The sequence below is a fragment of the Arthrobacter sp. 49Tsu3.1M3 genome (genome assembly GCF_900168135.1).
In the GTDB taxonomy this organism is placed as follows: Bacteria; Actinomycetota; Actinomycetes; order Actinomycetales; family Micrococcaceae; genus Arthrobacter.
On record NZ_FUZD01000010.1, the window covers coordinates 45,145 to 65,418 of the forward strand.

General features: G+C 59.1%; 13 protein-coding genes. 12 read left to right on the forward strand and 1 reads right to left on the reverse strand.

Annotated elements, in window-relative coordinates:
* Positions 1-157 precede the first annotated feature (157 nt).
* The 9 genes from B5X90_RS12390 to B5X90_RS21260 all read left to right on the forward strand — a co-directional run bounded on the left by B5X90_RS12390 (position 158) and on the right by B5X90_RS21260 (position 14,293).
* Positions 158-733 carry a YdcF family protein gene (locus B5X90_RS12390; protein WP_256860207.1) on the forward strand — a complete coding sequence of 192 codons (576 nt, stop codon included), beginning with the start codon at positions 158-160 and terminating at the stop codon, positions 731-733.
* Positions 734-802: 69 nt separating this feature from the next.
* A complete protein-coding gene (locus B5X90_RS12395) occupies positions 803-1,120 on the forward strand; it encodes a hypothetical protein (RefSeq protein ID WP_079553446.1) in 318 nt (105 codons plus the stop codon).
* A gap of 50 nt (positions 1,121-1,170) precedes the next feature.
* Complete coding sequence (wecB, locus tag B5X90_RS12400; RefSeq protein ID WP_079553449.1) at positions 1,171-2,316, forward strand: non-hydrolyzing UDP-N-acetylglucosamine 2-epimerase; 1,146 nt, start codon at positions 1,171-1,173, stop codon at positions 2,314-2,316.
* Positions 2,317-2,529: 213 nt separating this feature from the next.
* On the forward strand, positions 2,530-3,228 hold the full coding sequence (locus B5X90_RS12405) for a phosphocholine cytidylyltransferase family protein (protein ID WP_079553451.1): 699 nt from the start codon (positions 2,530-2,532) through the stop codon (positions 3,226-3,228).
* Positions 3,229-3,457: 229 nt separating this feature from the next.
* Positions 3,458-5,065, forward strand: coding sequence for a TIGR03767 family metallophosphoesterase (locus B5X90_RS12410; RefSeq protein WP_179129129.1), 1,608 nt, complete (start codon positions 3,458-3,460; stop codon positions 5,063-5,065).
* A 228-nt stretch (positions 5,066-5,293) separates the two neighbouring features.
* A complete protein-coding gene (locus tag B5X90_RS12415; protein WP_179129130.1) occupies positions 5,294-8,923 on the forward strand; it encodes a bifunctional glycosyltransferase/CDP-glycerol:glycerophosphate glycerophosphotransferase in 3,630 nt (1,209 codons plus the stop codon).
* Positions 8,924-9,010: 87 nt separating this feature from the next.
* Positions 9,011-12,799, forward strand: coding sequence for a CDP-glycerol glycerophosphotransferase family protein (locus B5X90_RS12420; RefSeq protein ID WP_079553458.1), 3,789 nt, complete (start codon positions 9,011-9,013; stop codon positions 12,797-12,799).
* Positions 12,800-13,533: 734 nt separating this feature from the next.
* Positions 13,534-14,067, forward strand: a complete 534-nt coding sequence (locus B5X90_RS21855; RefSeq protein WP_079553460.1) for a transposase — start codon at positions 13,534-13,536, stop codon at positions 14,065-14,067.
* Positions 14,012-14,293: a hypothetical protein gene (locus B5X90_RS21260; protein WP_179129125.1), complete on the forward strand. Its 282-nt coding sequence runs from the start codon at positions 14,012-14,014 to the stop codon at positions 14,291-14,293. The genes B5X90_RS21855 and B5X90_RS21260 overlap by 56 nt, the downstream gene beginning before the upstream one ends.
* A 292-nt stretch (positions 14,294-14,585) precedes the next feature.
* Here the strand turns inward: B5X90_RS21260 and B5X90_RS12430 are convergent, their stop codons facing one another.
* The gene (locus tag B5X90_RS12430) at positions 14,586-16,340 is read right to left on the reverse strand and encodes a glycosyltransferase family 61 protein (protein WP_179129131.1); all 1,755 of its coding nucleotides are present in this window, start codon (positions 16,338-16,340) and stop codon (positions 14,586-14,588) included.
* Between the two features lie 311 nt (positions 16,341-16,651).
* Between B5X90_RS12430 and B5X90_RS21800 the strand changes: the two genes are divergently transcribed.
* From B5X90_RS21800 to B5X90_RS12445, 3 genes are all read left to right on the forward strand, one after another.
* Entirely contained in the window at positions 16,652-17,587 is a 936-nt protein-coding gene (locus B5X90_RS21800; protein ID WP_306292829.1) for a CatB-related O-acetyltransferase, read from the forward strand.
* 279 nt (positions 17,588-17,866) lie between these two features.
* The gene (locus B5X90_RS12440; RefSeq protein WP_143264737.1) at positions 17,867-18,148 is read left to right on the forward strand and encodes a hypothetical protein; all 282 of its coding nucleotides are present in this window, start codon (positions 17,867-17,869) and stop codon (positions 18,146-18,148) included.
* Positions 18,149-18,975: 827 nt separating this feature from the next.
* Positions 18,976-20,268, forward strand: a complete 1,293-nt coding sequence (locus tag B5X90_RS12445) for an endonuclease/exonuclease/phosphatase family protein (protein ID WP_179129132.1) — start codon at positions 18,976-18,978, stop codon at positions 20,266-20,268.
* Positions 20,269-20,274: the final 6 nt, after the last annotated feature.

The following is a 20,274-nucleotide window of genomic DNA, read 5'->3' on the forward strand; positions in this document are numbered from 1 at the left end:
GTAAGTTGCCTATAGCATAAACGGCAATCCACATCTGTCACCCCAGTAACTTTGATCTCTAAAATCACAACTGCATCACGCATTCTTTTGTGCAAGTTTTTGCGCAGTACGGGCGCACCATTTCGCCACCTGAAGACCGCGTGCCAAACTCTTAGCCGTGCTTCCTTCCGTCGCCGCGGTGAATACCGCCACCCGCAGGGTGCTCGCCGTCGCCGTCGGAGGCCTCCTGCTGTGGCTGATCATCGCCCTTCAACTGTTCGTCAACGTGGATCCCCTCAGCGTGCACCGGACGGACGCCGTCATCATGCTGGGCGGCGCGGCGTCCGAACGCCTGCCGGTGGCGCGCCAGTTCCAAGCCGATTTCCACGTTCCCGTCCTCGTGATCTCGCACACGGACACGTTCGGCAACCGGGAGGCGGATGAGGCGTGTAATTCGGCCGCCTTCCCCAACGCGTCCGTCATCTGCTTCCGCCCCCCGGACCTGGACACCCGCGGCGAAGCACTGGCCATCTCCCACCTGGTCAAGGCCAACGGCTGGAAGTCCGTCACCGTAGTGACGTCCAGTTATCACCTCACCCGCGCGGGGCGCCTGATTGGCCAGTGCACGACGGCGGACGTACAGATGGTTGCCTCACATCCGGACCTGGATTTGGGCCAATGGCTGCGGCGGTTTGTGATCGAAACCGGAGGACTGATCGATGCTTCCTTGCGGCCGGAATGCGCCAATCAGTGAGCGGAAATGTAAGAATTGAAGCCGTCAGGTCGAAGCCGGACGATTCATTGAACCAAGGAGGACGATACGTTGGAGAACCCTGCCGACGGCGCTCCCCCACTGGCCGCAGCACCGCGGCACTTGCGCCGGCGCCGCCTGCACGAGGACATTCCAGACACACTCCTGGTCCCGGGCGCCGAGCCTCTTCCGCTGCCCGCAGCGCGTGAACAGGCGGCCGAAGAACCAACGCCCCGGGATCGTCCAGCCTCGGCCAAGCGGGCCGCCGAACTGGACCCCACCGACGAAGAAATGGCCTACCGCCGCAAGCGCCTCGCGGCACTGATCGCCGTTCTGGTCGTGGTGGTCAGCGTCCCGGCCCTCGTTCTCGCCTTGTTGCTGCTGGGCTGAACCCGCCCGGCCAGCCGTTACACCACAACCAACCTTCTGGGGGATAGTCCATGCACAGCATCATGCCGATCTTTGGAACCAGGCCTGAAGCCATCAAGATGGCACCGATCGTCAGCGCCCTGCAGGAGTCTGCGCACTTCGACTGCATCGTGACGGTCACCGGGCAGCACCGCGAGATGCTGGACCAGGTCAACGAACTGTTCGGCATCGTCCCGGACCACGACCTCAATATCCTGCGGCAGGGCCAGACCTTGTCCGCCATCATGACGCGCACCATCGACGGCCTGGAGACACTCTTTGCCGCGTCGAGGCCCGACGCCGTCGTTGTCCAGGGCGACACCACCACGTCCACGGCCGCCGCCATCGCAGCCTTCTACCACGGCATCCCCGTGGTACACGTCGAAGCCGGACTGCGCAGCGGAGACCTGCTCTCGCCGTTTCCCGAAGAAGCCAACCGCAAGATCACCAGCCAGATCGCCCGCCTGCATCTGGCACCCACCTCCACCAGCAGGGAAAACCTGCTGCGCGAAGGCGTCAGTCCCCAGGACATCGTCGTGACCGGCAACACGGTGATTGATGCCCTTCTGGCCACGGTGGACAAACAGCTCCCCTTCACGGACCCCAGGCTGGAAGAGTTGGCCACCAGCGGCCGCCGAATCCTGCTTGTGACCACCCACCGCCGTGAAAACCAAGGCGACGCCATGCGCAATATGGGACGCGCGCTGGCCCGGATCGCCGATGCCGAGCCGGAACTGACGATTGTCCTTCCCGCGCACAAGAACCCGGTGGTACGCGAGGCGGTGCTGCCCGCGCTGGACGGCAAACCCAACGTGCTGGTCACCGAACCGCTGGCCTACGGCGAGTTCACCCGCCTGCTGTCCGTGGCCCACGTCGTATTGACGGATTCGGGCGGCGTCCAGGAAGAAGCCCCGAGCCTTGGCAAGCCGGTCCTGGTGATGCGGGAAAACACCGAGCGGCCCGAGGCCGTGCATGCGGGGACGGTGCTGCTGATCGGCACCGATGAGGAACGGATTGTTTCCGAAGTGTCCCGCCTGATCCACGATCAGGGGCACTTCGCCGCGATGGCCAACGCTGTCAACCCGTATGGGGACGGCAAGGCCGCCGAGCGCACCGTCGCAGCCATCGAAGAACTGGTAGGCGTGGGGTCCCGGATTGGCGAATTCGACGGCGCGTAGGCGCCCAACGGATTGCCGCCAGGTCGACGCAAAGTTAACCCAGCATTAACGTCGAGTAGCCAGCGCCATTCGGCGCCACCGATGCCGAGCGCTTATGCTAGGACGCGGGGGAAGCGCCTTCTGGCCCGTGCACCGGGCTCCGGGGCGATCTCTAGCGATGCAATGGCTCGCCGCTCCCGCCACCAGGATCGCTCGTAGAAGAGGAAAAGACACATGAAAGTCCAGGCCGTAATTCTTGCCGCCGGAATGGGAACGCGGCTGGCGCGCCCACACCCGAAGCCCATGACAGAGCTCAGCGATGGGCGCACCATCATGCACCAGCAGGTCCAGAACCTGCAGAATGCATTCGGCAAGGGGCTGCGTCTCACGATTGCTGTCGGGTTCAAGCTCGAAATGATCCTGGAACACGTACCGAACGCGTCGTTTGTGTACAACGAGAACTTTGACCAGACCAACACCTCCAAGAGCCTCCTGAAGGCAATCCGGAATTCGGCCAAGGGCGGCGTGCTCTGGATGAACGGCGACGTCGTGTTCGATCCGGACATCCTGCAGATGCTCATGCCCTACATCAAGCGCGATGAATCGTTCATCACCGTTGATGTGTCCTCGGTTTCCGATGAGGAAGTGAAGTACACCACCGACGCCGACGGCAACATCATGGAGCTCTCCAAGTCCGTGCCGGCGGATGTGGCCCGGGGTGAGGCCGTTGGCATCAACTACGTCAGCTCCAAGGACAAGAAGAAGCTCCTCAAGCGGCTCATTGAAGTCGATGACCAGGACTACTTCGAAGGCGCGATCGAGCTGACCATCAAGCAGGACGACGTCAAGTGGACCCCGGTGGACATCAGCGAGTTCTACGCTGTGGAAGTTGACTTCCCGGACGACCTGGTCCGGGCCAACGCCAGCATCTAAGGGCAGCATCAAAGGGCCACAACAGCAAGTGCGTGAGCAAAGCAAGAAGGAACTATCGCGACGGGACGCCGCTCGCTGGGCGTTTGGCGGTGCGATCGGTGTCACCCTTTTGGGGATATCCGAGTCCTCCGACAGAACCCCGGGCACACCCCCGCCGGGTGCAGCGGCGCCGCGGACAAGTGGCCCGTCGACAACGCTGGACGCCACGGTTGTGCTGGGATCCCGGAGGGTGTCGGAGCTTCCCTACCGGCGGCTCATACGGGGTCCGGGTATCGAAACACAGGTACGCGAAGAGCTTTGTGCCCGCATACGCCCGGCGAACGGCGCGAGGACCGGGCTGGCCGCTTTTGGGCACCTGACTGATAGTCATGTGCTGGATGCGGCCAGTCCGGGGAGGCTGTCCTTTCTGTGGCAGTACCTTGACTTCTCGGACGGATTTCCGAACTCGGGGAAGTTTCGGCCGCATGACCTTCTGACTGCCCATGTTTTGGACGCGATGGTCCGCAAGATGAATGCCCTCGGGCGCGGACCGGTCAGCGAGCGGCCTCTGGACTGCCTGGTAATTACGGGCGACCTCACGAACTCCTATGCCGTCAGTGAACTGTCGGCGGCGATCGGCGTAGTCAAGGGCGGTCCCGTGACGTCATCTCCGAATGGAGTCTACGAGGGGATCCAGGATCATGGTCCGGCCCCGGTGGAACTGTCCAAATACATCTGGCATCCCGAACCTGAATCCACGCTGAGATCTCCGGATGAGTGGAAGAGCCGTTATGGATATCCCACAATTCCGGGATACCTCTCGGCCGCACTGCAGCCTATAGCGGCGGAAGGTTCGGATTTCCCCTGGTACATCGGCGTCGGCAACCATGATGAATCCGGCCAGCCGGAGTCCGGTCCGATTTCTCCAAAAGCCGAGTTCGTCGGCGCTCTTCGAATCGGCGACCGGCTGCCCACCCGGCTGCCATCTGGCATGGACACGACTGACTTCTGGGAAACAGTCAGGACCTCCAATGACAGTGAACGCCGGAGCCTCATCGCTTCGCTGCCGTCGAGAGAAGTGCCGCCATCGAAACTTCGGCGCGCATTCAGTAAGACGGAATTTATGGACGCTTGGCCGAAGGACGCAGGTAATCCACGGTTCCGCTCCGGTTCCGGCAGGGGTTCCCGGGCCGATCCGTGCTACACGTTCGACCTGTCGCCGGATGTTGTCGGCATCATGTTGAACACCGCAAGTCCCGACGGCGGCACTGAGGCGGCGCTGGACGCCGCCCAGGCGGACTGGCTGGAGGAACAACTGCAGCGGGTTTCCGGGAAGTTCTACGATGCCGAGGGCAAACTCGTCACCTCGAAGGCCGGCGACCGTCTCGTAATCCTGTTTGGCCATCACCCGTTGTCAGCCTTTGCCGCCAAGCAGCCCTCGTCCGGCGACGGGCCCACTTTCCTCAGCCGATCGAAGGTCCTGCGACTCATCGCCCGTTTTCCCAACGTGGTCGCCTGGGTGAACGGTCACGGACACAAACACCGGGTGACTGCGCACAAAGCCATTTTTGACCATGGCGGATTCTGGGAAATCACTACAGCCTCGCTGATTGACTTTCCTCAGCAATCGAGAATTGTTGAATTGCTGGACAACGGCGACGGAACCCTGTCAATCGTGGCGACTCTGGTTGACCACTCTGAGCCCGACAGCGTGACGTACGGAGAAAGCCAGACTCCTGGTTCCCTTGCGGCCTTGAGCCTTGAGCTCTCAATGAATCGTCCAGGGCTTGATGTCGAGGCCGTGCGGGGAAGCGCCGGAGACCAGAATGTTGACCTTGTCCTGCTGAAACCGTTCTGACGTAGACTGCCCGGCAGCGGTCGGGCGTTTGCGCTCGTGCAACGATTTACTCGGACCAAAAGATCATGAAGCTACAACCACCGGTTGGAACAGACGAAAGAAGCGAATCAGACAATGCCAGGTCACGACCAGAGCCAAGCAATAGCTTCGCTGAAAGCCACGGCTAAGAGGAACCTTCGGCGTGTCTGGCGGGCATTGCCCAAGGAGCAGCAGACCAAGTTCCGGAGAATGGCCCATCCCGCGAACCTGGCCCGGGTCCAGCGGCTGTTGGGAACAACGGGGGTTGCACGCCTTCAGCTCGCGCGGCTCACTGTTGTCGTCCTGGTCACAGACTATGCTCCCAATCCAGAGGCCACGCTGCGCAGCGTGGTGGGCCAGCAGCCGTCCGCGCTGGACATGATCGTCGTCGACACGTCCTTGGCCGGCCTGGGCAGGACATCCGCACAGGCGTTCGCGCGGCGGGACGGCCGCGTGAAGTACCTCGCCCTGCCCGGCGCCGGCGAGGAGGAAGCCCGGAACCGGGCCGTGGCTTCGTCGCGGGCCCCGTACCTGATGTTCCTCTCCGGCGGCGACGTGGTCGAAAACCGGGGCCTGGACATCATGTACCGATCGCTGCGTGAGACTGGCTCATCCTTCGCCGTCGGCATGACAGGAATATCCAAGGGCAAGTCCAGCACTACTCCGTCCTGGCAGCGGGAGATCCACGCTGAACCCCGGGCCGCCGCGGCCGTCGCGGACGTGCCGGAGATACTGCTCGATGGTGCACTCGCCAACAAGCTTTTCACCCGTGACTTCTGGATCTCGGCCACTGCCGACGTCGCACTGGACCGGGAGCACTGGCAATACGAGGCAGTTGCGACCCTTTACATGCGCGCCAAGTCATTCGACATTCTTGATGTCCAGGTCATTAACACGTCCCTTGACTCCGCGGTTCGCCCTCCTGCCCGCGAGCTTCTGTGCCAGACGGAGTACCTCAGCGACCGGCTGCACCGGCTTGAGGCCCTGGCTCCCGTTGTCCGCACGGTCTCCGCTCCTGACGACTACCGGCGCTGGCTATCCGGAGAACTGGGCAATGGGCTCTTCCGTTACTACGAGGTCGTATCTCGTACGGATCCTGAGTACTGGGATCTGTTGCACGCCACCGTGCTGCGCCTCAGCGACGGCCTGGAACTGGACTGGAATGCCATCCGGATCCACAACCGACTGATCCTCTCCGCCGTGCTCAAGGACTCACGCGCGGACGTAGTCCGTATCTGCAACCACCGGAGCGACTACGGTTCCAGCTTTCCGACACTGATTACGGACTCCGGGATCCTGGCGCAACCCCGCTACCTGGCCGAGCTTTCAGGCTACGATCCGGAGCTGCTGGCCTGCCGCGATGACGACCTTCAAATGGTGAGCAGGATGACTCACTTCGACTGGCAGCCCGACGGCCGGCTGATGATCGGAGGGCATGCGTACATCTCCTCCGTGGACCCGGCCAACGGCAACCTCTCCATCCATGCGTCCTTGGTCAACGTCGGCAGCGGGGCGACAGTCGCTTTGGCGGTGGAGCGCCACACGGACAAGACCATCGACTGGCAGTCCAACGACAACTGGACCTCCTACGCTGAGGCAGGCTTCACTGCTGTCATCGATCCGGCCGTGATGCTGGCAGACGATGAGGCCACGGCGCCCGCCAACTGGCACGTGCTCCTGACTGTCAGCGCCGGCGGCCGGACAATCGCAGCGCCGTTGAGGCTCCGTGACCTAACCGGGTCCACCGGGCAGTTGCCTGTGGGGCCGATGGTGGGCTCTTCCCGGATGGCCGTTGAGATGCGCGCTGCAACCACTGGCCTGACCTTCGTTCCGGTGACGCCGCTCTACGTGGCGACTTCCGTGGACCTCACCGGGCGAACCCTGCGGCTGACTGTTGAAGCCGCTGACGGAGTCCCGGTTCCCGCCAGAGTATCCATCGAGAGCCGAAAGTTCGGCATACGGAAGACCGCGACTTTCCAGCAAGTTGACGGAAACCGGGCTGTCTACGTCATCAACGTCCCGGCGCTGGGAAGTGGCGCAGGCATTACGACGGAATATGAATGGCAACTGCGCCTGGAAAGCGGCGCCAAGGGCCCGCAGCCGGTGGCGTGGCCGGAGGGAACCGCGGAGTTGGAGTCGCACTCGGATCAGACCCGAAGCCTCAGGCTGGGACTGACCGGTTACGGCTTCATCACCGTCGAAGAGCGCAAAAGCCGAATCATTGCTTCGACCGTCGAAGTCTCAGCCGACAAGCGGACCCTGCGTATTGCAGGCACAGCAGACATGCATGTCATCCGTGCACCGCGGGTTGTCCTCTCCAGCGGGAAGGCCGTCATCCCGGCGACGGACGCTGTCCTGCAGGTCCGCACCAATGACGGAAGCAATGCGTTCACCGCCGATTTCCTGCTTCCGCAGAACCCGTGGGGCGGCGAGGAATTGATGCCTGAGGCGGGCGCCTACAGCGTGCGGTTCGTTTTCCCCGGAGTCGCAGACACCCTCGGCCACTGGATCCCGGCGTCATCCGGGCTGCAGAAGCAGATGCCGGCAAGGATGGACGCGGACCGGCTGGAGGTAGGCGTGAGCCGCACCTCCAAGAACGGTGCGCTCACCATCCACCTGCGTCCGCCGTTCGCGGCCGACGAGGTGGGAAGGTTCGAGCAACAGACGCTGCGCACTCCGGTCACTCTGGCCGGGAGCAATGAACTCAAGGACGCCGTTCTGTTCATGTGCTTCGGCGGGCGCCGTGCCACAGACAGCCCGCGACGCCTTCTGGAGGAGTTCCAGCGCAGGAACAGCCAGTGGCCGATGTACTGGGCCGTCGCTGATTTCTCGGTGCCCGTGCCGGCCGGAACCGAACCGGTGCTGATCGGCTCCCGCCTGTGGTACCAGCTCCTGACCGAGTCCCGGATCCTGATCAACAACAACAATTTCCCGTTCTACTTCCGCAAGCGCGAAGGTCAGGTCTACATCCAGACCTGGCATGGCACTCCGCTCAAGAAGCTGGGCAACGACGTCGCCCGAACAAGCTTCTCCCTCTCATACTGGAACCTCATGTGGCGCGAGGCAGCGTACTGGGATGCCCTCCTGGCGCAGAACGAATACGCCGCCGGGGTCCTTGCAAACTGCTTCGGCTTCGAAGGTCGGGTAGTAACCGAGGGCTATCCCCGCAATGACAGCCTTACCCCCGAACGGATGGAACAGAGCCGGGCCGCCATCCGGACCAAGCTGGGCATCCCCGAGGGCAAGACCGCGATCCTTTATGCTCCCACCTGGCGCGACGATGCAAAGAACGCCTCCCGGCAGTACGAGATGGTCACGTACCTCGATTTCGAAAAGGCCCAGCAGCAGCTCGGCAGCGATTACGTGCTGCTCCTGCGCGGACACCACAACATCGCAAGCCAGCGGCAGACGGCGGCCAACAAGTTTGTGATCGATGTGACCGAGTACCCGGAGGTCAACGACCTCTACACCGCCGCAGACATCCTGGTGAACGATTATTCGTCCGTCATGTTCGATTTCTGCGTGACGGGCAAGCCGATCATCTTCCTGACCCCGGACATCGCGCAGTACCGTGACTCGACCCGCGGCTTCTACTTCGATCTTGAGGAAAAGGCCCCGGGCCCACTCCTGAGCACGACGGAGGAAGTCGTTCATTCCATCCAGAACATCTCGGACGTCTCCCGCCAGTACGCCCCGAAATACGAAGCGTTCGTCAAGACGTTCGCGCCCTACTGCGACGGGCAGGCGACGGCGCGCGTGTTCGACGCCCTCTGGCCGAATGGCCCGGGCGAACCGCTGATGGTCGGCTCTAACAGCTCTCCGTCCCTCCGCAAAAACTAGTCGCACCCGACAGCACAGGAATACCGGTATGGCCAGCCGCCAGCCGGTCATGCCACACGGCAGCAACCAATTTAGGACCCATTACAAATGAGCCCAGCGCAAAACACGATTGAACATGGCCTGCTTCTCGAGGAAAAGATGGAGTGGGAGACGGCCGTCGAGGTCTACACCGCCCTGCTCGCCGGGGCAGGAGGCGCCGACGCCGAACTGGCCTTCCGTCTTGGGCATGCCCACTTCCACCTCCGGCAGTTTGAGGAATCCGCTGCGCATCTCCATGAGGCTACGCTGCTCAACCCTGCGGAAGCCGCATGGCACTACCGGCTCGGATACGTCCAGGAACAGCTGGGGAATTACGACGCGGCTGTAGCCGCGTACAAGGCATCGCTTGCCTTGGAACCCGGGCAAACCCGACGGATGCATCGGCTGGCGGCAGCAGAGGCGTCGGCCGAACAGGCGGCAACAGCCTCCGTCGAGATGAGCCGGGCCGAAAGTCGCCGGCGCGTACAGCAACTCGTGGAGAACAAAGCCCCTGTTTGGCAGCAGATCGAGGCGCTGAATGACGGCTTGTCCGTTAACAGCGATGATCCCGAATGGCTCGTCCAGTTGGCGGAGGCGCAGTTCTCGATGAACAGGTTCGCCGAGGCCTGCGAAAACTTCGCGGCGGCGGCGCTCCTGAAACCGGAACAGGCAGACCTTCACTTCCTTGAGGGCTGGTGCTGGGAGCTTCTGGAACGACCGGCGAAAGCTCGCCACGCCTACAACCGAGCCATCGCTGCCGACGCAGACCTTCAAGCCAAGGACTTCGGCGTGGGTGTATTTTTTCAGAAAAAGGGTCGGTGGGTAGCCGCCGCGGACGCTTACAGGCGGACTCTTCGTCTGCAGCCAACGTCTGCGGAGCTGCATTACAGGATCGGTTATGCGCTGGTACGCAGTTACAAATGGCGCGAGGCCATTGAACTCCTCCGGCTGGCAGTCGCGATGGACCCCTCCGTCCCGCAGTGGCATTACCGGTTGGGTTTTGCGCATGAGCGACTCGCTGAGTGGAACGATGCTGCCTTTGCTTACGAATACGCCATTGGTCTGAATAGTCCGGCACCCACTTACTGGCTTTATCGTTTGGGATACGTCCTCACTCAAGCCAATGATTTCCAAGGAGCATGTCTGGCTTTCGCCGCCACAATCAAGCCAGCTGAAAGCGCTGAACCGACCCAGCCAGACGTACCAATTGGCGTCTATGAAAGAAGACTCCTGGTCGATGGCCTGCACGCGGCCCTCAATTCACAGTCTGCCCAGCGGTGTCTTGAGGCCGGCAATCGGCTTGAAATGCGTGGAATGCATGCCCTCGCCGCGGAAGCCTTTGACGCCGCCGTCAAGCGGACGGAGAACCACTCCCCCAACGCCTACTACAAATTGGGCCGCGCTCTGCAGGAAACAGGGGACTTCGAGGCCGCCTGCCGCGCGTACCTGGAAACCCGCTTGTTCAAACGGCCACATGGCGTCAACACGGCTCCCTATCGTAAGAACAAAGAACTCAATCAGACGATGATTTATACCGAGTTCCTAGAGACGCTACCAGTGGCGCACTCGACGGTATTGTACGAAAGCAGCCACGGTAACTCGGTATCGTGCAATCCGCTGCAGATATGCCGGAACCTCCTGGACGATCCGCAGTTCGATTCCTGGACCCACATTTGGGTACTTAACGACAAAGAGCGAGTTCCACTGGAGTTGGCTGGCCGCACTAATGTCATCTTCGTTACGCGAGAAAGCAACCTTTACCTGCGTCATTTGTCCACAGCTAAGTATCTGATAAACAACACCAGCTTTCCTCCCTATTTTCTTCGACGCCCAGAGCAGCAATACCTCAACACGTGGCATGGCACTCCACTCAAGACGTTAGGCAAGGACGTCAAAGTAGGGTTCTTCGAACACAGAAATATCGCCCGGAACCTCCTACAAACGACTCATATCATTGTTCCCAACGTCCACACGCGCAACGCACTTATCGAGGCCCACGACATTCAGGGACTGTACACTGGCAAGGTCGCCCTGACTGGGTATCCACGAACTGACACCGTTGTAAACGCAACTATCAAAGACCAGGCCCGGATCCGCGCCGCGTTGGGACTGGACCCTACAGACACCCGGCCGGTCGTGCTTTTCGCACCAACTTGGCGTGGAGGGGTTGGGTCCAGCTATTTCGATGCCGAAGGTCTCAAGGAAGACTTAGAACGGCTTCGCGGGGAAGACCGGCATGTCTTTCTTCGCGCACACCGTTTCGCCGAAGACGCACTTGCTGGCTTCGGGTTTGGAGACTGGATAGTTCCTCAGCATATTGACACCAACGAACTTCTGGCAGGTGTCGATGTCCTTATCACCGATTATTCGAGCATATTCTTTGATTTCCTACCAACCGGGAGAACGATTCTGTTCTACACTCCCGACTTGGAACATTACCAAAATGAGCGCGGCCTCTACTTTGAGATGGAGTCCATGCCCGGCGTGTTGACCAAGGATATCGAGACATTGGCACAACAACTGTCACAGGCGCTGAAGGGTCCTACGACTCCTTTCGTCGACTTTCAGGCGGAATTCTGCCCCAAAGAAGACGGCAGGAGCGCCGTCCGAGCCGTAGATTTCTTCTTTAGGTCGGATGATACGCATTTATTACCGGACTTGGAGCCACAGAAGACTAATCTACTATTCCATCAGAGCCTGATTCCAAACGGAATCACAACGTCATTTGTAAACCTTATGAAGAATTTGGATACTGAACGTTATCGCGCCGTCCTACTCTTCGACGCAAATGCTGTTGCCAGCGAGTCCGTTCGAATGAACTTATTGAACAAGCTTCCCGATCACGTACAACTGTTGGCACGATCCGGCAGACAACTGTTTTCAGCGGAAGAGAAGTGGGTTAACGAAAAGTTCGCAGCGCAACATGAGTTGACCAACTCCGAACAGTACGAGATTGCCGGAAAGGCCTATGGGCGAGAGCTTGCCCGGCTAATTGGAAATGCTAGATTCGAATATATTTGTGAATTCGATGGGTATTCGCGTTTTTGGACAGGCATGTTTGCTCATGGCCGAGCGCCTGGCCGCAAACACGTAATCTATTTACACAACCAGATGATGTCCGAACAGAACATGAAGTATCCCTATCTTCAGGGGGTCTTCAACCTTTATCGCAGATTCGATTCACTGATTTCAGTTTCAAAAAGCGTTAATGCCAGCAATATGACCGAACTCTCTGCGGCATTTGGCTTAGAAGCGGGTAAATTTTCCTATGCCAATAATCCACTCGATCCCGACATGTGTTTGGAGCTTGCCGAGTCGCCGCTGCCAGAGTCGTTGGACTCTTGGCTCAAGCCAAATGCCAAGCTCTTAGTGAGTGTGGGGCGACTCTCTCCTGAGAAAGCTCATGAGCGCCTCATCCGGGCCTTCTCAGAGGAATACACACGCGTCACCAATATTCAATTGGTCCTGGTGGGCGACGGCCCCCTTAAGGCAAGGCTGACGTCATTGGTAGAAAATCTCGGTCTTGAAGATAAAGTCTTGCTGTTGGGCGCACTCGACAATCCATTCCCTGTCGTGAAGCGGGCGGATGGATTTATCCTGCCGTCTCTCCACGAAGGCCAAGGCCTTGTGCTACTTGAGGCCCTCATTTTGGGGAAGATCGTCATTGCCACGGACATATCTGGGCCCCGCAGCGTCTTGGCCTCCGGAGCGGGCCTTCTCGTCGAAAATTCCCTGGATGGAATCCGCCACGGCCTTCGTCTCTTCATTGAAGGGCAGATAAAACCCACCCGGTTCGACGTAGTGGACTACCAGCGGCGGGCAATCGAAGGTTTTAGATCCGTGTTTGCCGCAAACTAGTTCGTGAACAGGTTAAAGATCTGGTCTTCGGAGCAATGAGTGATACTAGATCGTCGAAACAGCAGCGCCACGGAAATCGTTTGCTTAGGCCAATTCCCGTGGCGTAGACAAGGAGCGGCCTGTGGCCCTGTTGCGATGAGCGTGTCTAAGCATTCAACCAGGAGGACGAGCCGCGGCCGAGCCTACCGGAACTGGGGCTAACGTTGCCGCTAGCATGTTGGATCTGCCCGACTACTAGGTCATTTCCTCAGCCCTATGACCAGTGGCCGCCGCCAGGTCGTTGTCGAGACTGACCCGCCGCCGGGGAGCCCTTGTTGTGTCGGCGAGGCGGCGGAAGCATCGACGCATCCAGCAATTCCGAGACATCACGGTCGCCGGCGCTTTCCAGATGGGGCCGAGTCTCGCTGGAACGGCGATGAAGTGGCCTATCCCCGGCTCTCGTTCTCTGAATCGACCGTCCGAGTGCCGCGGCTCGCCCGGGCCGACGGGCCGGTTCCGGGTCCAGTTTGTTGAAGCGGTCATCGGTTCCGGCCTAACCGGTTCCGAAACCGCCGTCACGTTCGGGGTGGCCTGGTGGATGGTCCGGGCCGGGCTGACCGAAGCCTACGTCCTTACCTGCCTGAAGTGGATGGGCTCCGCCCGTGGATGCTGGGCATCGATGAACTTCGGTTCCGGTCTCCTTGAGGTATATCCGCGACCAGGGATCCTGGTCGCGGATCCAACATCAGCCGTGTATGACCACAATCGTTGATCTGGGACACTGGACAGGTCACGGGTCCAACGACCGCCATGGCCTCCTGGGCGTCGGGGACGAGCCCTTCGCCAGTCCGCTTGTTTGGCGGCTGGGTGTTCAGGTCGTAGCCATCGAACCCTCGGCGGCGTTCCGGACGGCGTTGGGGATGTGGCTGCCCCGGACGTGTGTCCCTGTTGATCACTTTCATCTGGTCTCGATGGCCAATCTGGCGGTGACCGAAACCGGACAGGACCTCTCACAACAGCTCAAGGGGCGCCGCGGGCGTGGCACAGGTAGAGTCTGGGCCTACCGGATCCTACTCCTGCGCGCCGGCGACAAGCTCTCGGAACACTCCGCCCATCGACTGGCCGAGGTCTTCGCCGAAGATGACCCGACCGGCAAACTGCAGGGCAGTGTGGAAGGTCAAGTAAAAGCTGCGAGCCCTGCTGCACACCAACTCCCTGGCCGACGCCGCCGCGGTGAAAGTCGACCTCAGGGTTCTCGTCGAGTCTGCTGGACGGCCGGGGACCAATAAGCTCTACCGCACCGCGTGCGGGCGGTGGAGGGAGATTGAGGTCCTCATCTTCACCGGAGCCCTTATCGGAAAGGTCGAGGCGAATATCACCGGATTCAAGCACATCAAGGGCACCGCCAGCGGCTACCGGAACGCAGGGAACTACAAGGCGATTCTTCTCTTGACCAGTGCCGTCCGGACGGCGGCATTACCCTCATCCAGGAAGCCCGTTCCCCACGAACCTTGAAGAATGGGAGTGCTCAGGGTTCCGGCGGCCGAGGAAGCGTCGCACGGTGCTAACACTCTCTATCGCCACCAGCGGGGTCGGGGCCAGTTCGAGTCACAAGTCCCTGAACAGCCCCAAATGTCCAGGATCGGGTCCAGACAGCTGACTTCCCTGTCGACCGGAACGATCGCGGACGCGCAATCGTCCGGCCCGCACCCGTTAGGCTGCATCCCGTGCTAACCGGGAACAGGATTTGGTGGAAGGAGTTGCACCTCCCCGGCGTGTGTGGGACTAATGCCGGAAACGAGTGTTCCTAAAGTGACGCCAGCAATTTGTCTAGCTGATCGCCATCCCGATCAAAATCGAATTCGTAGGGGGACTCAAAGGCCTCCCACGTCCACCTATCCGGGGGATGCGGAACATCGGCTTTGCACCAGAAGTAATGGAAATCATCGCCGGTAATCGAAGAAATCAGGTATTCGTTGGCAGTGTTGTAGGTATCCGGAGCTATCACGATTCTCGTGGACGGGTGGTCCGAGAAAACACCATTCAGGAGTGCACTTCCGCCATATCCCGCCACTACGGAAGCCCCTGAAAATAATTCGATCTGATCTCCGAGTGGCAGGGCTTCTGGACGAAGTATCGTAAATCCATGCTGACGGAACATGGCTTCCACGGCAGTACTGTTTCGACAGTTACGAGCTAGGCCGGTTTGCCGTGACAAAAAGACTTTATCGATGCCTGACGAGATATTGGAGCGAAGGTTCTTGCTGATGGTGCTCCACACGCTGTCGATTTCCGGAACGACGTACTTTGGGTTCGAGAACATAGGAGTTGCAGCCAGCAGTCGCTCGACGCGAGTTGGGTGACTAATGCGCACTATGTCGGCGTCCGAGATACCGAAAGCATTCAATATCTTGATTTCATAAGTAGGGATGTCCCGTTCTCCCAGCTTTGGAGACACCAACGCTTTGAGATTGGGATATAGAACTTTACTCTCGTTCCAACCCCAAAGACGGGAAATTACCTCTGTAGGAATATGACCATAAACATTCGGATATTCAGTATCCAAGTAAAAATAGTTGCCGGCAAGAAAATCAGGGGATTCATCCGGAGCCGGTGACATGCGTGCGTGAAAGGGACTGGAATCAGTCAAAAATTTATTCGTCAGCCGCCGGCCCAGCAAGTGACGGAAGCTATCGGGAAGAACCACGTCGTTCAGAAGTGCCACCTGGCCCGGCGAACATACAGCGTTACTGTATTCCCTCAAATGATGAGCGGGGAAGGCGATGTCTTTCTTGAATCTATAATCCAAATCATGACGATTTGTTGAAACCGTAGCTTTCGATCTGAATGTCCCAGCCTTTCGTAAGCTGATCAAATGCCCCCAATTGGATCCGAATCGCCCCTCGAGTATCTCAGTGGCTTGATGATCTCGAATCTTCAAAAGATGGTTACCACGTTTGGTGACAAAAGCGATCTTACCGTAGTTGATTACCCGGTCGATAGCAGCCGCCAGCTCCCGGTCATCGGATGTGGTTTTGGTGCCAGGTTGAACTGGTTCGGCCTTTAGATCAAGAAGCCGACTAATGAACTGCCAGACATTTTCGCCGTCACTATCAACATACTTTGGCAAGTGACTGGCATGTAGGTCTTCCGCGACGTAAAGGCCGCCGTCATCGACGTATAGAAATAATTCGCGAAAAATCGCAAGTTTTTCCGATTTTCGATTTGTGCCATCCTCAACGAGAAGCTGAAGGTCTGGTAGCTTAGCGAGCTGCAGGTGCATTTCGGCGAGATTTCGAGCCTTGTGAACCGTTATTTGCGGCCACTGGGCCGCGTCAATATCAACTGCAGCGCTACCGACCTGGAGTACAACGATCTTCGCGTTCGGCAGGGACTCGGAGAAAGTTTTGGCAACAGCCGCAGTGTTGGAACCGGAAATAATGGCAACCGTGCTGACGGAGCACTCTAGGACACGCAACTCACGTTCGTAGGAATGCAGGTAATTATGCACTAGAGAAGACTGGTCGATTCCGTGTTTGAGCCCGATCGCATCAATCGTCATTGCTCCTCTTTCATGTGTCGATCGAGCCATCGGCCCCCAGATCTATCAGCTATTTGCGTAGCGCAGCTCCGACATGGAGGGAAGATCCAAGACCCCGCACGCAGCTTGGCGCCCTCAAGGCTACCAGAAGGACCAAGGGGCCGGTATCCACAGACCAGCGAGCCCTCGCTCCACAGTGTCCAATCAATCTTGAGCCGTCAACAACCCCTGTCGGGCCTCCAATAGGATCAGGCAATGGCCCTCGCGTAGAGGTCACGAATGGAACCGCCTCCACAGAACAACCGCGAACCGTGCCGCTGTAGGATTCTCAGATGCCTAGTACAACAGTTGATGACTCACTGCCTGCCCCAAGCCTTGTGGAGACGGAGCTTACCCAAGGGATTTGGGCATTTCGAACCAATGAGCGGGTACTTAGCCCTGCTCTGAGATTTCTGCCGGACGGACGCATATTGGGTTACAGTCACCGGTACGAAAACAGCTGGCGTGCGCAAGGAGATGCGCTTCTCTTTCTCGATACGAATGGCCGTGTCACGAGTCGACTGGATCGCACCTCGGCATCGGATGTAGCTGTCGTCTTTGAAGGAAAGTCTCTAATTAATTCGAGTATTACGTTCACGGTTTCTTCCGTCAGTTGGGAGGACCGAGGCCGATGGGCGCAACTTACGCAAACGACAATGGCGGATCACATAGCCAAATTTGACTGGGATATCGGAGACCACACTTACGGCCGCCCCGTCATATTTGAAAGCAGCGCAGCCCACCTCTCAATCGGAAGATTCTGCTCGATTGCGGCCGGAGTAGAAATAGCGTTAGGGAATCACCGAATCGACACGGTCTCTTCGTATCCGTTCTCGGTGCTTAGCAAATGGTGGCCGTCGGCGGCAGGCATGAAAGATCATGATTCACGGGGCGCGGTCACCATCGGCAGCGACGTATGGGTTGGTGCCTCAGCATTCATCACGTCCGGCGTTACAATCGGACACGGCGCCGTCATCGCTGCCCACACCGTCGTCACAAAAGATGTGCCGCCATACGCAATCGTGGGTGGGAACCCAGGGAAAGTCATCAAATTTCGCTTTCCGCCAGAGACCATCGAAAAACTACTCAAGATCGCATGGTGGAACTGGACCGACGAACACATTGACGCTCACCTTCCCCTCATGTTTGGCCCAAACATTGAAGATTTCATATCGGCGGCACAGTCGCACCTCGATAACTTGAGGCAGCGGTCCGTCGACTGTTCGTGATCAAGCCAAACTAATTCGGCGCTCATTCCGGCGGAATTTAGCGGTCGTGCAACACCATGACTTTGCGGGCGTTGCAGTGACTGCGGGTGATTCAGGCGCCCCTCTTAGTTCATCGGAACGAGATTTCCGGGCGAGTGTCATCTGGAAAATTGATTTGTACTTGGCCGCGTATCGGTACCACGTGCGGTACGTTTTGATGCGCTTCATAGGTGTTGTTCGCTTCGAGCTTTGGTCGCGGCGACGACTGGGAGCACGATCTCCTTGCGCCACCGGCACCCTGTGCGGCAAAGGCTCGTCTGTCCTCGGCCGCCCGGCATCCTCGACCAGAGCCCGGGGTTCTTCTTTCGCGGCGGCCGCGCCGGCGAGGGAGTTGGGGCGCAGCAGCACACCGAGTTGGTCTTTGACCTCGCAGACGGCCTGCAGCATGTCCGCGACGCCCTGGTGGTCTCGACCGCCCACGATCCCCGGGACCTGGCCGCTATCCAGGTCAACGATCGTGGCAATCCACGGCTCATGCCGGATCTACGACCCGGATCCCTGGTTGCGGAAATACCTCAATGACCGGAACCAATGTTCATCGATGCAAATGCACGGGCGGAGCCATCCACTTCCGGCAGGTGACCACGCAGACTTCGGTCAACCCGGCCCGGACTATTCACCAGGCCACCGCGAACGTGGCGGCGGTTTCGGAATCAGCACGGCCGGAACTGATAACCGCTTCAACAACTTTGTACCCCGGAGTCTATTGAGTTTCTGCAACAAACTGGCGCCGGCCCCGGCACAAGGCTGACGGGCATTCCCCAGTAGTCGGGCAGGTTGAACATGCTGGCGGCAACGTCAGCCGCCGTGTCGGCAGGCTCGGCCGAGGCCCGTGGTTCTGTCCTGGTTGAAGGCTTAGACACTCTCATCCGAGCAGAGCCACGGGCCCTTTCTTATATACGACACGGAATCAATTCCCCGCTGCCATGACGATCCCATTAAACCCTGACCCCATCGCCGCACGGATAATAGTCGGGCGGGTCCCTTGGACTAAAGCACTAGCCCTCCTAGGTGGCTTACCGGCATCGGGGCTCCCCCCGCCTCTGGCCAACCGCAGGTGAATCGCAGTTTTTCCGCAATATGGCACGCAAGTGACCAAAGAGCACTTATCATCCAAGAGCAGGGTGTGAGGAATTGAGGGCTAAATCACAGTATGGCCTTGCGCGTTGTGCTGATGGATTAGCGCGTGCCAGACTATGGTGTCCCACAGCACCTTGCATCGCCTAAACGCAGCATTTACTCGCACCGTCTCGTGCCTTTCTGGTGCCAACGTCCCATTGATAAGGTCTCGCATGCCAACAAACAGTCGCGGCTCAACTTTTCGTCTTCGTCCGCTCTCTATTCTGATCATGGCAATACTCCTCCTTCCTTTCGGCGCCCCCGGTGCAATCGCCGCCACTCCGGCCCCGTCTGGGCTCAAGTCGCCCGCTCAAACAAGCACATCGGTGTTCCTTTCTTGGAATCCTGTTAGCGGTGCGCCGAGATATCGTGTCCAGTACTCCGCCAAAGCCGACTTTTCGGAGTCGACCTACAACCGGTACACGACCACTTCCACCGAGATGCGCGGACTTAAAAGCAACACCACCTATTACTTTCGGGTCAGGGTCATCTCTGCGGACGGCACTACGAATCTAAGCTCGTATTCAGCCGCCATAACCGCCAAAACAAAGGCTGCACTTGTGATAGCCCCCGTGGTCAATCCACTAACGGTTGCAAGCTACAACGTGAAGTGTGCCAACTGCTTCGCGGGAGCCGCCAATGAACTGACGTGGTCCGGTCGCCGGGCCGCCGTCGTCGCTAATATCAAGGCGCAGTTGCCAGATGTGATGGGTGTACAGGAGGCTTCCCAGGGGTGGCTCAAGGATGACCCCAGGCCAGGCGGGGTCTCCCAATTTGAGGATCTCCAGGAACGGCTCCAGGCGGCCGGCGCCAACTACCAGCTGGCCAACAACAAGCGCAATAACTGCGTGAAAGACACAACACCCACTGGCTGCGTGTACGCCGATAAGGGCGCCTCGCAAGGCACGAAGCTTTTCTACAATGCCTCCAAGGTGTCCCTGGTCAGCCAGGGTTCCCTGGCACTTCCGGTAATCCGGGCAACCGACAACCCCCGCTACTTGGCCTGGGGCATCTTCACCCAAAAGTCGACAAACAAGAAATTCTTTGTCGGCGACACGCATCTGGAACCCGGCGGCGGAACTGACCTCCAGGACCTGCGTACGAGGCAGACACAAGCCATCACAGCGGAAGTCAAGAAACGGAATCCCAGCAACTTTCCCGTGCTCTTGACCGGTGACTTGAACTCGCACAAGTGGACAGCACCGACAAATGCCCCTTACGACGTCCTGACTGCAGCCGGATACATTGATCCGCTCGGCAACACGTATGCCTCCGATCTGCCCAGTGGAACGGCGACAGCTGAGAAGACGGTTGGGGCGAACTACGACAGCTTCAACGCTTTCAACCGTCTGGCTAACGCGCGCAACTCATGGGGCAACGGCACCTACCTGGACTATATCTTCACGTCCAAGATGCGCGTGGTCGAGTGGCGCACCGTGGTCAATGTCGATTCGAGTGGGAACTTCATCGGTACCATTCCCTCTGACCACAACATGGTCAAAGCGACAGTGCAGCTCCCCTAGGAGACA

Excerpts from the sequence above, each read along its gene's own strand:
- wecB (WP_079553449.1), top strand. The coding sequence starts at position 1,171 with ATGCACAGCATCATGCCGATCTTTGGAACCAGGCCTGAAGCCATCAAG.
- B5X90_RS12405 (WP_079553451.1), top strand. The coding sequence starts at position 2,530 with ATGAAAGTCCAGGCCGTAATTCTTGCCGCCGGAATGGGAACGCGGCTG.
- B5X90_RS12415 (WP_179129130.1), top strand. The coding sequence starts at position 5,294 with ATGGCCCATCCCGCGAACCTGGCCCGGGTCCAGCGGCTGTTGGGAACA.
- B5X90_RS12420 (WP_079553458.1), top strand. The coding sequence starts at position 9,011 with ATGAGCCCAGCGCAAAACACGATTGAACATGGCCTGCTTCTCGAGGAA.
- B5X90_RS21855 (WP_079553460.1), top strand. The coding sequence starts at position 13,534 with ATGACCACAATCGTTGATCTGGGACACTGGACAGGTCACGGGTCCAAC.
- B5X90_RS12430 (WP_179129131.1), bottom strand. The coding sequence starts at position 16,340 with ATGACGATTGATGCGATCGGGCTCAAACACGGAATCGACCAGTCTTCT.
- B5X90_RS21800 (WP_306292829.1), top strand. The coding sequence starts at position 16,652 with ATGCCTAGTACAACAGTTGATGACTCACTGCCTGCCCCAAGCCTTGTG.
- B5X90_RS12445 (WP_179129132.1), top strand. The coding sequence starts at position 18,976 with ATGGCAATACTCCTCCTTCCTTTCGGCGCCCCCGGTGCAATCGCCGCC.